Consider the following 15,496-nt stretch of genomic DNA (forward strand, 5'->3'; position numbering starts at 1 on the left):
CCGGACGTCGAACGTCGGACGGGCCGCCGCACGGGGCCCGTCCGACGATTCAGGGCCGACCGGCCGCCGGAGGTCAGGGTGTGATGGCGATGTTCGTCAGGCCCCGGCCGCCGGTGACGGTGTTGTTCGAGTACACCGTCGTACGGCAACTGGCGGTCTCGGCCGTGACGTTGATCGCGAGCTGCTTGTCGCCGGTCGCGCCGGTCAGGTCCGACGTGTTGCCGCGGAAGATCGTGCCGCAGCCCCAGCCGGACTGCTGGGTGTGTGTCTCGAAGCCGTTGTTGGTGGTGTTCTTCCCGGTGTTGTTCTCGACGAGGGTGTTGTTGCCCTTCACATCGACCCAGGAGTCGTCGAAGTTGGCGCCGGTCAGCCCCCGGCCGTCGAAGGTGTTGCCGATGATCTTGGCGCCGGTGGTGCCTTCCTTGATGTCGATGGCTTCGCCGCCGACATCGGGACCGATGGTGTTGTTGAGGATCTGCGCGTTGTCGCTCTTGTCGGACGTCCCGCCGGCCGAGCCGACGTAGACGCCCTCACCCATGCCCCGGCCGTCGTTGCCGGTGTCGTAGATCCGCGAGTTCTTGACGACACCGTCACGGCTGGTGTTGCGGAAGTGGATGCCTTCCATGTCCAGGTCGTGTACGACGACGGAGTCGATGACGACTCCGTCGGCCGTGTCCGCCATGATCCCCTTCTGGGCGCCGGTGAGGGTGATGCCCGTGACCGTCCAGTACGAGGCGCCGTTGAGGTGCAGTACGTATCCGCCGCCCGCGCTGAGGACAGCCTTCTCCGAACCGGTGAGCGTGATACGGGAGTTGGCGGTGGCGGCGACCAGCGCCTTGAAGTTTCCGGTGTAGATGCCGTCTGCGAGCTGGATGGTGTCGCCGGGGCGGACGGTGGTGAGCGCCGACTTCAGTTCGGCGGCGGTCTTCACGTTGATGACGGCCGCGTGCGCCGGGGTGACGGTCACGGACAGCACGCCGGCCGTGGTCGCAACAGCGAGGAGAGTGGGGAACAGCCTTCGAGCACGCATCGCAAGCGCCTTCCTGCGAAGAGAGAATGGGGGTCTCATATGCGAACAGGGGACGAGCTTGTGAATACTGGAGCTGACTGGCCACCGTAGGGACACCAGCGAACCGCGTCAAGGTCCGTACCAATAGCGGGCGTTCGCCCCACCGAACTCCGACCAACCACGGACGCAGTGACGCATCGACAGGCCGACACACCGGCGTCGCGATTTGAGTATGCGCACGATCGGTCGTACTTTTACGCCATGACGACCGCAGCCAAGGCTAAGGCCCTCACCGAAGAGACCGATCCCTTCTGCCTCTCACCGGCGCGCGCCGCACAGCTCCTCGCCGGGGCGCCGTGGCGACGGTTCGCGGTGGCCGGCGACAGCCTTGCCGCCGGGACCGGGGATCCGAGTCCCGGCTACGCGAACCTGCCGTGGGGCGACCGGGTCGCCGACGCCCTGCGCCAGATCCGTCCGGAGCTGGCATATCTGAACACTGGCACGATCGGCGCGACCACCGCCGACACTCTGGGCCGGCAGATGGAGGAGATCGTCGCGTTCGCCCCCGACCTGCTCCATATCTCCTGCGGCGCCAACGACTTGTTCCGCCGGCGGCCCGACTTCGACGCTGTCGAGCACACGGCGCGGCGCGTGTTCGAGCTGGCGGCGGGGACCGGGGCGCGGCTCACGACGTTCACGCTCGGCAGGGCCTTCGACGTACCGGCGTTCCCCGACTTCGCGGAGCGGGTACGGACGCTCAACGCCATCACGCAGGAACTGGCCGTGGAATACGACATCGTGCTCGTCGACATGTGGGACCACCCGCTCAACGCGCGACCGGATCTGCTCAGCGCCGACCGCATCCACTTCTCGACGTCCGGCCAGGCGGTGATGGCGTCCGAGGTGATCAAGGGGCTGGCGGGAGTGATCAACGCGCCCACGGCAACGAGCCAATGACGGGCCTTCAGTTGCGTTCGACGGGGCGGGCGCCCTGACAGGCGGCCCACGGAGCTGGACGAGACGGACCGCACCCTGGTCCGCATCCTCCAGGCGGACGGGCGCACGCCGGTCGCGGAACTGGCACGGACGGTGGGCCTGTCGCACGCGGAGCGTCGCTGCAAGCGTGTCGAAGCTCGACGAGGTACTACGTGGTGACGGGCATGGGCGCGTACGACCTCATCGTGGAGGTGATGGCGCGGGACGACGCGCACCTGCTCGATCTGATCGCGGAAACCACCAAGTGGGTCTACGCGCCGGACTTCACGGGCTGATCGGGCCCGTCCGGTGGCGGTGCGCGGCCGAGTTGGGCCGGCGCCCCGGCGGTTGCTCGGGTGCCGGCGGGGCGACGACGGCCGGGATGGCGCGCTCCTCGGTGGCTCCGCCGCGGACGGTGACGACCTCGCCGTAGTGGTGGATCTTCAGCGGGGCACCGGTGGGGAGCGTGTACGTGGCGGTCGTCGGGGTGATCTCGACCCGCAGATGCCGTTCCCGGAACTGCATCGTGAAGGCGAGCCGGCTGATCTCCTCCGGCAGCCGGGGCGCGAATTCCAGCCTGTCCCCGTGGTGCCGCATGCCGCCGAAGCCGCTCACCAGGACCATCCAGGCCCCCGCGAGCGAGGCGATGTGGAGACCGTCGCGGGTGTTGTGCTCCAGGTCCTGCAGATCGATCTGCGCCGCCTCGGTCAGGTAGTCGTAGGCGAGGCGCAGATGCCCCGTCTCCACGGCCATGACCGCCTGGCAGGAGGCCGACAGCGATGAGTCGCGGACGGTGAGGCGTTCGTAGTAGGAGAAGTTGCGCGCCTTGTGCTCGGCGTCGAAGTACGAACCGCACTTGACCATCGCCAGCACCAGGTCCGCCTGTTTGACGACCTGCTTGCGGTAGATGTCGAAGTAGGGGAAGTGAAGCAGGAGTGGGTACTGGTCGGGCCGGGTGGACTCGAAGTCCCACAGTTGGTGCCGGGTGAACCCGGCGTCCTGCTCATGGACGCGCAACTCGTCGTTGTAGGGGATGTTCATGGCGTCGGCGGCGTCCCGCCACGCCGCGCTCTCCTCGTCGTCCACGCCGAGTTCGGCCGCCCGGAGGGCGTGGCGCTCCACGATGTCGGCCGCCGCCAGCAGATTCGTCCGGGCCATCAGGTTCGTGTACGTGTTGTCGTCGGCGACGGCGCTGTACTCGTCGGGGCCGGTGACTCCGTCGATGTGGAACGCGCCGTGGTGGTCGTGGTGGCCGAGGGATCGCCACAACCGCGCCGTCTCCACCAGCAGTTCGACGGCGCAGTCGCGCTCGAACTCCTCGTCGTGGGTGGCGTACAGATAGCCCACCACGGCGTCGGCGATGTCGGCGTTCACATGGAAGGCGGCAGCGCCGGCCGGCCAGTAGGCCGAGCATTCCGACCCCTCGATGGTCCGCCAGGGGAACGCCGCCCCGCGCAGGCCGAGTTGCTCGGCGCGCTCACGCGCCGCCGGCAGGGTGCTCTGGCGCCAGCGCAGGGCCTGGGACACCGCGTCGGGTGAGGTGTAGGTGAGCAGCGGCAGGACGAACGCCTCGGTGTCCCAGAACGCGTGCCCGTCGTAGCCGGATCCGGTCAACCCCTTGGCGGGGATGCCCCGTTGCTCGGCGCGGGCGCCCGCCTGCAGGACATGGAAGAGGGCGAAGCGTACGGCCTGCTGGATCTTCTCGTCGCCCTCCACCTCGACATCGGCGCAGGTCCAGAAGTTGTCGAGATAGGCGTGCTGTTCCTCGGCGAGCCCTTTCCAGCCGACGCTCGCGGCGCCGGCGAGAGCGGCGTCCACCTGGTCGGCGACCGCGGGCAGCGAGCGGGTGCTCGACCAGCCGTACGCGACGATCTTGTCGAGTCGCAGGCTCTTGCCCGGCGCCAGGACGGAGGTGACGGTCAGCCGCGCGATGTCGTCGTCCGACTCGCTCTGTGTGGTGGTCGGTTCGGGCCCGGACACGAAATGGTCCGCCGCCGCCCCGACGCGCAGGCCGCTGCGGCGTGTGGAGTGCACGAGCCGCAGCCGGTTTCCCGACGCGAAGGTCTCCTCCGCCTGGAGCGGCGACTCCAGCGCGACCGCGGCGCGGGGATCGGCGGCGGCGTCAGGCAGTTGCTCGTTGGCCACCAGCTCGGACTGGATGACGATGCGCACCTCGGAGTCGACCGACTCGACCTCGTAGGAGACGGCGGCGACGGCGCGCTGGGTGAAGGACACGAGCCGGCTGGAGCGCACCCGGACGGTGTTGCCGGCAGGTGAGGTCCATTCGCAGACGCGGTGCAGCAGGCCGGTACGCAGGTCGAGCACGCGCTCGTGGGAGCGCAGCTGCCCGTACCGCAGGTCGAACGGTTCGTCGTCGACCAGCAGCCGGATGATCTTGCCGTTGGTGACGTTGATGACGGTCTGGCCGGACTCCGGGTAGCCGTACCCGGCCTCGGCGTACGGCAGGGGGTGCAGTTCGTGGACGCCGTTGAGGTAGGAGCCCGGCAGGCCGTGCGGTTCGCCCTCGTCGAGGTTGCCGCGCCAGCCGATATGGCCGTTGGAGAGCGCGAAGACCGATTCGCTCTGCGGCAGCACGTCGAGGTTGAGTTCCGTCTCACGCAGGGACCAGGGCTCCACGGCGTACATCGAGTCGGTGATCATGCCTGCGGCTCCCGGTCGGCGAGGTCGGCCAGGTCGGTGACGACGGTGTCCGCGCCGTGGGCCCGCAGCGCGTCGGCCTGGCCCACCCGGTCGACGCCGACGACGTACCCGAAGTGTCCGGAGCGGCCCGCCTCCATACCCGCGAGCGCGTCCTCGAAGACGGCGGCGGCCGGCGCCTCGATGTCCAGGTCGTCCGCCGCGGCGAGGAAGGGTGCGGGGTCGGGCTTGCCGGGCAGTCCGCGCTCCGCCGCCACGACGCCGTCGACACGGGTGTCGAAGAGGGCTTCCGCGTCGATGGCCCGCAGGATGTCGCGGCAGTTGGTGCTGGAGGAGACCACGGCCGTGCGCAGTCCGCTCGCCCGGACGGCCCGGATGTATTGCAGCGAACCGTCGTACGCCTCGACACCGCCGGCCTTGATCCTCTTCAGCAGCCGGTCGTTCTTGCGATTGCCGAGGCCCTGGACGGTGGCCCGGTCGGGCGGGTCGTCCGGGGAGCCTTCGGGAATCGTGATGCCGCGCGAGGCGAGAAAGGCGCGTACGCCGTCGGCACGGGGAAGTCCGTCGACGAACTGGCTGTAGTCGCCGACGGCGTCGAACGGGCGGAATCGCGCGCCGTCGCGCTCCCGCAGGAACTCGTCGAAGGTCTCTTTCCAGGCGGCGGCGTGCACGACGGCCGTCTTGGTGATGACCCCGTCGAGGTCGAACAGACAGGCCTTGATCGTGTCCGGGAGGCCGAGCTTCGTCATGCGGCGCACCTTCTCCGTGGAAGAGAGCTGCTCTCCCGGCAATCGTAGGGCGACCTGCCCGCCGTGGCCTCGGCGTTCGGCCGTACGGACGACCCGACCGCCCGCCTCGTCGGAGGAGGGAGAGAGCGTGAGCACCGACAGCGGGGGGTGGTGGTGCCCACTGGCGCGGCCTCACCTCATAGGGTTACGTAGCGCCGGGACCACGGGCTCGACGCCCCTGGCGGCGGCCGACCGACACGATTGGAGTTCGCCGATGGTGCACGACAGGGCCGGGCTGCCCGCACAGCCCGGAGATCTGGTGGACGTGGCGCGGCTGGTGACGGCCTATTACGCGCTGCACCCGGATCCGTCCGAGCCCGCGCAGCGGGTCACCTTCGGTACGTCGGGACACCGCGGCTCCGCCCTCGTGGCGGCGTTCAACGAGGACCACATCGCCGCCACCACGCAGGCCATCTGCGACTACCGGACCCGTCAGGGCACCGACGGGCCGGTGTTCCTGGGTGTCGACACGCACGCCCTGTCCGAGCCCGCGCGGGTCACGGCGCTGGAGGTGCTCGCCGCCAACGGCGCCACCGTTCTGATCGACTCGGACGACGGTTACACACCCACGCCCGCCGTGTCGCACGCGATCCTCGTCCACAACCAGGACCGCACCACCGGGCTCGCCGACGGCATCGTGGTCACGCCGTCGCACAACCCGCCGGCCGACGGGGGCTTCAAGTACAACCCGCCCAACGGCGGCCCGGCCGGATCGGACGCCACGTCCTGGATCCAGGACCGCGCCAACGCGCTGATCGAGGCCGGCCTCAAGGAGGTCCGCCGGATTCCGTACGCGCGGGCGCTGGCCGCCGACACCACGGGGCGCCACGACTTCCTCGGCCGGTACGTGGACGACCTGCCGTCCGTCCTGGATCTGGACGCGGTCCGCGACGCCGGGATCCGGATCGGCGCGGACCCGCTCGGGGGCGCCTCGGTCGGGTACTGGGGGCGGATCGCCGAACGGCACCGGCTCGACCTCACGGTGGTGAACCCGCTCGCCGACCCGACCTGGCGGTTCATGACGCTGGACTGGGACGGCAAGATCCGGATGGACTGCTCGTCGCCGCACGCCATGGCCTCGCTGATCGCGCAGCGCGACACGTACACCATCGCCACCGGCAACGACGCCGACGCCGACCGGCACGGGATCGTGACGCCGGACGGCGGTCTGATGAACCCCAACCACTATCTGGCGGTGGCGATCCAGTACCTCTACGCGCACCGCGACGGCTGGCCGGCCGGCACCGGGATCGGCAAGACGCTCGTCTCCTCCTCGATGATCGACCGGGTCGCCGCCGAGCTCGGCCGCACGCTCGTGGAGGTGCCGGTGGGCTTCAAGTGGTTCGTCGACGGTCTGTACGACGGGAGTCTGGGCTTCGGCGGCGAGGAGAGCGCCGGCGCTTCCTTCCTGCGCCGCGACGGGCGGGTGTGGACCACCGACAAGGACGGCATCCTGCTCGCCCTGCTGGCCTCCGAGATCACCGCCGTCACGGGCTCCACCCCGTCCCAGCACTACGCGGCGCTCACCGACCGCTTCGGCGACCCGGCCTACGCCCGCGTGGACGCCCCCGCGACCCGGCAGGAGAAGGCGGTCCTCGCGAAGCTCTCCGCCGACCAGGTCACCGCCGACCACCTGGCGGGCGAGCCGATCACCGCGGTCCTCACCGAGGCGCCCGGCAACGGCGCGGCGATCGGCGGCCTGAAGGTGTGCACCGACAGCGCCTGGTTCGCGGCGCGGCCGTCGGGCACCGAGGACGTGTACAAGGTGTACGCGGAGAGCTTCCGGGGCCCGGAGCACCTGGCTGAGGTGCAGGAGGAAGCGAAGTCCCTGGTGTCGACGGCGCTGGGCTCCGCGGGCTGACGAAACCCCTGGCGGAGCGTCAACTACGTTGCCGGGGGCGGCGGGGCGACCCGTACGGAGAGGTCGTTGTCGACCGTGTAGTACGGACGCACCGTCATCCCGCCGAGGGCGGCGGCCGGGTAGACGAAGACCGCCTTGCGGTCCGCGACGTCGTCCAGCAGACGGGCCACCCGGATGCGGGACGCGCCCGCCTCGGGCCGGACGTACACGTCCCAGATCTCCGCGCCCGCGCCCGCGCCCGCGTCCGCCGCCGCCCCGGCCCCGGCCCCGGCCCCGGGCTGTCCGTGCTCCGCGAGCAGGTCCTGGTAGTCGACGGTGAAGGAGAAGTCCTGGTCCCCCTCGGCCCGCAGCGCGACCTGCCGTACGGCGGCGCCCCGGCCCCGCCGGTGCAGCAGCGCCGCCGCGCCCTCCCCCAGCCGGGGGCCGAACAGCCGCGCCCGTACGGTCATCGACCGGCCGGTGAAGACGATGCGGCCGGCCTCCGCGTGCGAGGCCCGCAGCCAGGTCCGTACGGCGAGCCGGCCGTCCTTGGTGGCGTAGGGGATCCGGACCGCCAGCGGTGTCGCCCGACTGTCGCCGCCGCTGGAGACCAGTGCGCGCAGATCGCGCAGGCCGGGCAGCAGCGGTGTGCGCTCCTGACCGGGCGCCCCCAGGACGTACGCGTCCCAGCGGCCCTCCGCCAGAGCCGGTGCCGTCTCCAGGACGGCCCGCCACTCGTCACCACCGGCGGGCTCCAGCGCGACGACGCGGCCGATCTCCTCCGACTGCCCCTTCTTCGGACGCAGTTGGAGCAGCAGCCGGGGTCGCGCGGAGGCGGGCAGCGGCAGTCGTACGCGTACGACGAAACGCCCCTCCTCGTCCACGGCCGCGTCCGCGCGGGGCTTGCCAACCGGTTCGTGTCCGCTGTTCTCGTCACTCATCGCTGCGCCTTCCTTACGGTCCTCAAGACGCTGCCGGCCGCGACGAGCACGGTGTCCTTGGCCGCGTAACTCCCGCTCACCAGGGCGTGATCCGTGCCGCGCGCCGGTGGCCGGCCCTCGTTCTTGGCCGCCAGCAGTTCCTCGAACAGCCGCTCCGCCTGGGCCACGACGGGGCCGGGGGCGTAGCGCCGGGAGTTGTCGAGCGCGGCGCGGCCCATCCGGCGGCGCAGTTCGTCGTCGCGTACGAGGTCCAGCAGCGCGCCGGCGAGCGCGTCGCGGTCGCCGACGGGGACCAGCCGGCCGTCCTCGCCGGGGGCGATGATCTCGCCGGGGCCGTACTCGCAGTCGGTGCTCACGACGGGCAGTCCGCAGCGCATCGCTTCGACGATGGTCATGCCGAACGGCTCGAAGTTGGAGGTCGCGGCGCCGATCGAGGCCTTGACCCACTCGGCCTCCATCGGGGTCACGGCACCCATCAGGAAGACGCTGTTGTACAGCCCGAGCCGGTCGATGAGCGCGCGCAGCCGCTCGTGTTCCTCGCCCTTGCCGTAGATGCGCAGCTGCCAGTCGGGCCGCTCGGCGGCGACGTCGGCGAACGCCTCGATGAGCAGGTCGAACCGCTTGACCGGCACCAGCCGCCCCGCGGCCATCACGACGCGCTCGGCGCCGTCCGCCGGCGGGAGGGTCGGGGCCGGGACGCTGTTGGGGAGCGCCTGCACCCGGACGCCGGGCAGCCGCATCTTGCGCCGGTAGTTGGCGGCGTCGGCCTCCGTGACGGGGGTGAGCGCGTCCAGGCGCGGATAGACCCGGCGCAGCGCGTTGCGCAGGCGCGGCGGGTGGTTGTTCAGCGTGAGGTGCTCCTGCCCGACGCGTACCGTCCGTGCGGGAGCCTGGAGGGCGAGGTGCACGTTGAGGCCGGGGCGGGTGCCGATGGCGACGTCGGCGTCGAGCGACGCCAGCGCCTCGCCGATGCGCTCGTCGGTGAGCGCGCTGTACTGCCGGTAGCGGTACTCGGACGAGGGGAAGATCTTCGCCGGTGTCAGATGCCGCGGGTCGTTCTTCTCGTGGCGCAGGTCCACCAGGGGCCGCAGCCGCACGCGCGGGTCGAGCGTGAGATTCGGCCGCTCCCGGTGCCGGAGAGCCGAGATGATCTCCACGTCGTGCCGATCAGCCAGCGCACGGGCCAAGTTGAACGTGGTGGTGATCGTCCCTCCTATCCCGTACGCGTTGTGTATGAGAAATGAGATCTTCATGCCGTGCATGACGGGTTTGGCATGCGGAAGGTTGCCTGCGTAACCCTTCGTAAAGCAGAAAGGTCCCCTGTCGTAACCTCATCAGCTGACGCGCCGTCGGACCCGGTCCGCCCGAGTCAGCGGCTGGATCATTTGCCGTATTCCGCTGTTTTACCGGCAATACGATCGGGAAAGCGGCCCTGTGCACCGCCCCCTCACCGCTGTCGAAGCGGCACATCAAGGAGTCTCCATGAACGCGGTCCCCGACATCACGCTCAACAACGGCGTGAAGATCCCCCAACTCGGCTTCGGCACCTTCCAGATCCCGCCGGCCGACACCCGTGAGGCGACGCTGACCGCGCTGGAGATCGGCTACCGGCACATCGACACCGCGCAGATGTACGGCAACGAGAAGGAGGTCGGCCAGGCGGTCCGGGACTCCGGGCTCGACCGCGACGACATCTTCGTGACCAGCAAGCTGAACAACCCCTTCCACGATCCCGCCGACGCCCACGCCGCCTTCGATCAGAGCCTCGTGGACCTCGGGCTGGGCCATCTCGACCTCTTCCTGATCCACTGGCCGCAGGCGGGCATCGGGAAGTTCGTGGAGACGTGGAAGGCGCTGGAGGAGATCTACCGGTCCGGGCGGGTCAGGGCCATCGGGGTCTCCAACTTCCAGCCGAACCATCTGCGCCGCATCATGGACGGCTCCGTCGTCGTGCCCGCCATCAACCAGATCGAGGTACACCCGTATCTCATCCAGGACGAGGTCAGGGCGTTCGACACCGAGCAGGGCATCGCCACCGAGGCCTGGGCGCCCATCGCCAAGGGCAAGGTCCTCACCGACCCGGTCATCGTCCGCATCGCGAACGACGTCGGCCGTACGCCCGCGCAGGTGGCTCTCCGCTGGGCCCTCCAGCGCGGCGACATCGTCTTCCCGAAGTCGGTGACCCGCGCGCGGGTCGAGGAGAACTTCGGTCTGTTCGACTTCGAGTTGAGCAACGCCGACATCGCGGAGATCTCGGCGCTGAACCGCGACGAGCGGACCGGCCCCCACCCCGACCAGGTCAACGGCTGAGGGCCGGCCCGCCGCCCGGTCTGTGACGTGTGTTCCAACTCCGCAACTCTGGGCGGAGAACGGCCGGTGAGTACGGCAAGATCGGTCGTATGACCGAACAACGGGGCAGCGCACCGCAGAGCGCCACGGACGAGACGATCGCGGCCCTGGCGGTCCGCCTCCGCGCGGCGGACACCGGCGGCTGGACGTCGGACGCGACACGGGCGGTGGTCGTCCGGCTCGGCTGGGGCTGGAGCGACAGTCCCACCGTGGCGACCGGCCGCTCCACCGGCGACGCGCGGCTGCGGCCCACCGGGAAGTACGAGGAGCGGCACGTGGCCGGGGAGGCGTACGTCGAACTGGCCATCCCCGTACGGCACGCCGAGCCGGACGCCGCCTCCCAGGCGGAGGCGTTCCGGCTGGTCAAGGAGGAACTGACCGCCGCGCTCGGCGAGGCGTCGATCATGGGCGTGCACGGCAGGCTGGCGCCGTTCGCCCGCGCCGTACCGGGCTGGGGCTCCCCGTACCTGCGCTGGCGGGGCGAGTCGGACACGCTCGAACTGCGCGCGGGGCCGACCGGGCCCGAGCTGGTCCTCCAGCCCACCGACCCGGCCGAGAACTGGTTCGTACGCCAGGGTTACGACGACGAGTTGGCGATCACCGGCTTCTTCGGGTTCCGGCCCGACGCGTCGAACGGCGGCCTGACCTTCCCCGGCGGCTGGCGGGCCCGCAGCTGGGAGGCGATGACCAGGGCGCTCGCGGCCTTCCTGACAACGCTGCCGGCCGAGACGACCGCGCTCCGGACGCCGATGTGGATGCCGATCTACGGCCGGATCGAGGGCAAGGGCGCCCCGATCCTCTTCGACATCGACTGCGGTGACCGGCTGATGCTCGCCTCCTTCGCGGACGAGTCCGTCGACCCGGTGTCGCTGGGCTGGGGCACGGCGGCCGAGTACCCGACGACCGGCCGGCCATGGCCCGACGCCACATGTCCCCGGCTGCGCATCGACGCGGGCGGTCCCGGTGAGCCCTCCGGGCAGGCGCTGGCCGAGACGATCGTGGCGACGGCCCGCGCGATGGGTGTGGAGTCCCCCGAGGACCTGCTCATCGGCTCCGAGGCCGGGGACATGGGGACGTACGGGGTGACGTTCTACGGTCTGGGTCTGCCGATGGCCTGAGCCTTTCAGGAGGTGGCCGAGGTGGCCGCAGGTGGCCGCCGCCCGACCACCGCGAACCGATCAACTCGCGGGCGCTGTGGCAGACTTCTCCGGGCGGCGATCACGCCGGGGAAGCCCGGCGACGCGCGCCCGAACACGTCGTGCCGCCTCCCGTCGCACCGCCACGCACCCACCGGAGTCCCATATGACGGCAGGCATCCCCAAGCCCCAGGTCGACACCAGCAAGCCGCACCCCGCGCGGGTCTACGACTGGCTGCTCGGGGGCAAGGACCACTACGACGTCGACCGCCAGGTGGGCGAGCGGCTGCCGGCCGAGTCGAGGGACGGCGCCCGCCAGAACCGGGCGTTCATGCACCGGGCGGCGGCGTGGCTGGCCGGCACCGGCGTCACCCAGTTCCTGGACATCGGCACCGGCATCCCGACCGAACCCAATCTGCACCAGATCGTGCAGGGCATCGCGCCGACGGCCCGGATCGTCTACGCGGACAACGACCCCATCGTGCTGCGCCACGCCGAGGCCCTGCTCGTCAGCACCTCCGAAGGCACGACCGACTACATCCAGGCCGATGTGCGCGATCCGCAGGAAATACTGCGGTACGCCCGCGCCACCCTGGACTTCGACCGGCCGATCGCGCTGTCGCTCATCGCGCTCATGCACTTCGTCCCCGACGACCAGGGCCCGTACGACATCGTCTCCAGCCTGGTGGACGTACTCCCGTCCGGCAGCTATCTGGTGCTGTCGCACGCCGCGTCCGACCTGGTGCCCGAACTGTCGGACAAGGTCGTCGCGGAGTACGCGAAGGGCGGCATCACGCTGGGGTTCCGCACCCACTCCGGGGTCGGCCGGTTCTTCGACGGGCTCGAACTGATCGAGCCCGGACTGGTCACGGCGCCCGCGTGGTTCAAGGAAGCGGACGTCCCCACGGACGAGATGAGCGGCATCTACGCGGGCGTGGCTCGTATCCCGTAACGCTGAGGCGCCTTCTCGATCCGCGTGGCGGCGAGGCCGGGTCGCTGCACCGGTGCACGGGCCGCCCCGGCTTACGCTGCGGTGGCCCGACCGCCGTCGACGTGAGAACGAGGTGCCGCACGATGCCGACGACCATGCGCAAGTGGGCATGGCTGCCAGTTCTGGCCGTCGGGCTTGGGCTGTATTTCCTGGTGCAGGCCACGCTGGTGGACACCGGCAACGTCAACTACGTACCGTCCATGATCCTGTTGGGCGCGGTCGTCGTCCCGCTCTCCTTCCTCACCTTCGTCGCCGGGCACACGGGCGAGTGGCAGGTCGGGCCGTTCGTGCTGGGGACCGCGGCGCTGTTCGGCGGCGTGGTCGGGATCGTGACCGCCGGACGGCTGGAGTTCGGCACCCTTAGCGGCCTGGGCGCGTCGACCCTGATCGGCATCGGCCTGATCGAGGAGTCGTGCAAGCTCATCGTCCCGGTGCTGATCCTGATCTGGCAGTGGCGGCGGGGCACCGTGCACGTCGGGGACGGGCTGCTGATCGGGGTCGCGGCGGGTATGGGTTTCGCCGCGCTGGAGACCATGGGGTACGCGTTCACGGCGCTGCTGGCGTCCCAGGGGGACATCGGCGACGTCGAGCAGACGCTGTTGCTGCGCGGACTGACGTCGCCCGCCGCGCACATGGCGTGGACCGGGGTCATCTGCGGCGCGCTGTGGGGGGCCGTGGTGGCACGGTGGTCCCTCGCGGCCACGGTACGACTCGTCATGACCTTCGTGCTCGCGGTCGCCCTGCACGCGCTCTGGGACGGTGTCACCGGACGGTTCACCTATTTCCTGCTGGCCGCCGTCTCGCTGAGCTGGCTCCTCTTGGAACTCCACCGGAACGACACCCTGTCCTGGAGGGGCCCGGCCGCGGACGAAACACGCGTACGGCGGCCATGAGCGGGCACTACGTTGGTGCCATGTACTCGACTCAGGTCTCCCGGCTGGTCCGAGCCCCGCGTGCCGCCGTCTACCGCGCGCTGGTGGCCGCGGACTCCGTCGCGAAGTGGCGGGCGCCTGAAGGAATGCGCACGCAGGTGCACGAATTCGACGGCCGTGAGGGCGGCCGGTTCCGTATCTCGCTCATCTACGACGCACCGACGGACACCGGGAAGTCGGCGCCGCAGACCGACACGTACCACGGGCACTTCGAACGGCTCGTGCCGGACGAACAGGTCGTGGAGGTCATCGAGTTCGAGACCACCGACGCCGCGATGAGGGGCACGATGACCATGACGACCACGCTCACGGACGTCGACGGCGGTACGGAAGTCCTGATGGTGCACGAGGGGGTCCCCGACGCGGTGCCGGTGGCCGACAACGAGATGGGCACCCGCATGTCGCTGGACAATCTCGCCGGGCTCGTCGAGGGGGACCGGCACACCGGGTCCGCCTGAGGGCGCGCGCCCTACGAACGGCGACCCGGTTTGCCGCGCCTGCCGCTCTTGGCGCCCCCGCTCTTGGCACCGCCGCCGCGCGGGTTGCTCCGCGGATTCTTGCCCGTCGACTTGCCGACGGTGCGCTTGGCCGCCGGTTTGGGCTTGGCCTTCGCCGCCGGCTTCTCCTGCGCCGGAGCCGGCCGTCGGCCCCGCGAGCTGTTGACGGTGCGCCCCCGGACGATCCCGATGAACTCCTCGACCAGGTCGGTGGTCCGCTCCTCCGGCCACGACAGCGCGATGCGCGACTCGGGGACGTCGGAGACCGGCCGGTAGGTGAGGTCCTTGCGGTGGTGCAGCCGGGCGAGCGACTGCGGTACGACGAGGAGTCCCACGCCCGCCGCCACCAGCGCGACGGCGTCCGCCGTCGTGGCCGGCCGCTCGTTGGCCGGCCGGCCGGGCAGGCGCCCCTCCCAGTCGAGGCTGTCGTCGAGGGGGTGCAGCACGATGTCGTCGGCCAGATCGGCAGCGGACACCTCGTCCACCGCCGCCACGAGGTGATCCTTCGGGACGACGACCACGGTCGTCTCGGTGTAGAGCGGAATCGCGCTGAGGTCGGTCCGGTCGACCGGCAGCCGTACGAATCCCGCGTCGGCGTCGCCGGCGCGCAGCGTGGCGGCCACGTCGGCCGCGGGCACCGCGGTCAGGGTCAGCGGGATGTCGGGCAGCCGCTCGTTCCAGATCCGCACCCACTTGGTGGGGGTCACCCCCGGCACGTACGCGAGCCGGAACGTGGGGGACGCGAGGGGTACCTCCGAGCCAGTCACCTGGCCAGGCTACCGGCCGTGGTCCGGGGGCCCGTACGCGCTCGATAGTCTGGGCACCATGACGTCGCACCAGACCACCCAGACGATGAAGCCCGCCACGGCGGCGAAGAAACTGGGTGTGTACCTTGAGGCCACCCCCGCCGATTTCCAGGAGGGTGTCGTCTCGCGCAGCGAGTTGAACGCGCTTCAGGCCGATCCTCCCGAGTGGCTGCGGGAACTGCGGCGCGACGGCCCGCACCCCCGGCCGGTGGTCGCGGCCAAGCTGGGCGTCTCCATCGCGGGTCTGGCCCGTGGTGGTGTGACGGAGGCCCTCACGACGGAGCAGATCGACGCGCTCAAGGAGGAGCTTCCCGCGTGGCTGCGGCGGGAGCGTGCCACGCAGGCGGAGGTGCGGAAGGAAGCGGCTCGCATCAAGGAGAAGAACGCGGAGCGGGACGCCCAGCCCCGCCGGGCGCGCTCCTGAGCGGCGGCGGGGCAGGGTGGTCGTACGGCGACGGGGGCCCGCCCCCGGGGGGGGGCCCCCCCGGCGAGACCAGCACAGCAAGGATACAGCGAACGGCCACCGCCCCGCGGCGAAAGAGCGGTCGAGACAAGGGAAAAACATAGCACGAAA

The 15,496-nt window shown here is 70.7% G+C and carries 15 protein-coding genes; 9 read left to right on the forward strand and 6 right to left on the reverse strand.

The features are described from left to right. Nucleotides 1-73 precede the first annotated feature (73 nt). Nucleotides 74-1,030, reverse strand: coding sequence for a right-handed parallel beta-helix repeat-containing protein (locus tag ACIBLA_RS27630; protein ID WP_399200189.1), 957 nt, complete (start codon nucleotides 1,028-1,030; stop codon nucleotides 74-76). Between the two features lie 240 nt (nucleotides 1,031-1,270). On the opposite strand from ACIBLA_RS27630, the gene ACIBLA_RS27635 reads away from it, so the two are divergent. Beyond that, on the forward strand, nucleotides 1,271-1,966 hold the full coding sequence (locus ACIBLA_RS27635) for an SGNH/GDSL hydrolase family protein (protein ID WP_363246112.1): 696 nt from the start codon (nucleotides 1,271-1,273) through the stop codon (nucleotides 1,964-1,966). A 54-nt stretch (nucleotides 1,967-2,020) separates the two neighbouring features. Further along, complete coding sequence (locus tag ACIBLA_RS27640; protein WP_363246133.1) at nucleotides 2,021-2,164, forward strand: AsnC family transcriptional regulator; 144 nt, start codon at nucleotides 2,021-2,023, stop codon at nucleotides 2,162-2,164. 105 nt (nucleotides 2,165-2,269) lie between these two features. Here the strand turns inward: ACIBLA_RS27640 and ACIBLA_RS27645 are convergent, their stop codons facing one another. Both ACIBLA_RS27645 and ACIBLA_RS27650 read right to left on the reverse strand, forming a co-directional pair. Beyond that, nucleotides 2,270-4,645 carry a glycosyl hydrolase family 65 protein gene (locus tag ACIBLA_RS27645; protein ID WP_363246111.1) on the reverse strand — a complete coding sequence of 792 codons (2,376 nt, stop codon included), beginning with the start codon at nucleotides 4,643-4,645 and terminating at the stop codon, nucleotides 2,270-2,272. Beyond that, nucleotides 4,642-5,391, reverse strand: coding sequence for an HAD-IA family hydrolase (locus tag ACIBLA_RS27650; RefSeq protein ID WP_363246110.1), 750 nt, complete (start codon nucleotides 5,389-5,391; stop codon nucleotides 4,642-4,644). The genes ACIBLA_RS27645 and ACIBLA_RS27650 overlap by 4 nt, the downstream gene beginning before the upstream one ends. 253 nt (nucleotides 5,392-5,644) lie before the next feature. Here ACIBLA_RS27650 and pgm point away from each other — a divergent pair, with 253 nt between their 5' ends. After that, nucleotides 5,645-7,291, forward strand: a complete 1,647-nt coding sequence (gene pgm / locus ACIBLA_RS27655) for a phosphoglucomutase (alpha-D-glucose-1,6-bisphosphate-dependent) (protein ID WP_363246109.1) — start codon at nucleotides 5,645-5,647, stop codon at nucleotides 7,289-7,291. A 23-nt stretch (nucleotides 7,292-7,314) separates the two neighbouring features. Here the strand turns inward: pgm and ACIBLA_RS27660 are convergent, their stop codons facing one another. Both ACIBLA_RS27660 and ACIBLA_RS27665 read right to left on the reverse strand, forming a co-directional pair. Continuing rightward, on the reverse strand, nucleotides 7,315-8,211 hold the full coding sequence (locus ACIBLA_RS27660; protein ID WP_399200190.1) for a hypothetical protein: 897 nt from the start codon (nucleotides 8,209-8,211) through the stop codon (nucleotides 7,315-7,317). After that, nucleotides 8,208-9,464, reverse strand: coding sequence for a glycosyltransferase family 4 protein (locus tag ACIBLA_RS27665; RefSeq protein WP_363246107.1), 1,257 nt, complete (start codon nucleotides 9,462-9,464; stop codon nucleotides 8,208-8,210). Before ACIBLA_RS27665 ends, ACIBLA_RS27660 begins: the two co-directional genes overlap by 4 nt. 229 nt (nucleotides 9,465-9,693) lie before the next feature. Here ACIBLA_RS27665 and ACIBLA_RS27670 point away from each other — a divergent pair, with 229 nt between their 5' ends. The 5 genes from ACIBLA_RS27670 (at nucleotide 9,694) to ACIBLA_RS27690 (ending at nucleotide 14,077) form a co-directional block, all read left to right on the forward strand. Continuing rightward, a complete protein-coding gene (locus ACIBLA_RS27670; protein WP_399200191.1) occupies nucleotides 9,694-10,521 on the forward strand; it encodes an aldo/keto reductase in 828 nt (275 codons plus the stop codon). A gap of 89 nt (nucleotides 10,522-10,610) precedes the next feature. Continuing rightward, on the forward strand, nucleotides 10,611-11,678 hold the full coding sequence (locus tag ACIBLA_RS27675) for a hypothetical protein (RefSeq protein ID WP_399200192.1): 1,068 nt from the start codon (nucleotides 10,611-10,613) through the stop codon (nucleotides 11,676-11,678). Nucleotides 11,679-11,862: 184 nt separating this feature from the next. Next, nucleotides 11,863-12,648 (forward strand): SAM-dependent methyltransferase, encoded by a 786-nt coding sequence (locus ACIBLA_RS27680; RefSeq protein WP_363246104.1) that lies wholly within the window; start codon nucleotides 11,863-11,865, stop codon nucleotides 12,646-12,648. 122 nt (nucleotides 12,649-12,770) lie between these two features. Then, complete coding sequence (locus tag ACIBLA_RS27685; protein WP_399200193.1) at nucleotides 12,771-13,580, forward strand: PrsW family intramembrane metalloprotease; 810 nt, start codon at nucleotides 12,771-12,773, stop codon at nucleotides 13,578-13,580. Nucleotides 13,581-13,600: 20 nt separating this feature from the next. After that, a complete protein-coding gene (locus tag ACIBLA_RS27690; RefSeq protein ID WP_363246102.1) occupies nucleotides 13,601-14,077 on the forward strand; it encodes an SRPBCC domain-containing protein in 477 nt (158 codons plus the stop codon). Nucleotides 14,078-14,088: 11 nt separating this feature from the next. On the opposite strand, the gene ACIBLA_RS27695 is transcribed toward ACIBLA_RS27690, so the two are convergent. Next, on the reverse strand, nucleotides 14,089-14,883 hold the full coding sequence (locus ACIBLA_RS27695; RefSeq protein WP_363246101.1) for a LysR family substrate-binding domain-containing protein: 795 nt from the start codon (nucleotides 14,881-14,883) through the stop codon (nucleotides 14,089-14,091). Between the two features lie 58 nt (nucleotides 14,884-14,941). Here ACIBLA_RS27695 and ACIBLA_RS27700 point away from each other — a divergent pair, with 58 nt between their 5' ends. Then, the gene (locus tag ACIBLA_RS27700; RefSeq protein WP_363246100.1) at nucleotides 14,942-15,346 is read left to right on the forward strand and encodes a DUF5997 family protein; all 405 of its coding nucleotides are present in this window, start codon (nucleotides 14,942-14,944) and stop codon (nucleotides 15,344-15,346) included. Nucleotides 15,347-15,496: the final 150 nt, after the last annotated feature.

The organism is Streptomyces sp. NPDC050433, from assembly GCF_044458565.1.
Lineage (GTDB): Bacteria > Actinomycetota > Actinomycetes > Streptomycetales > Streptomycetaceae > Streptomyces.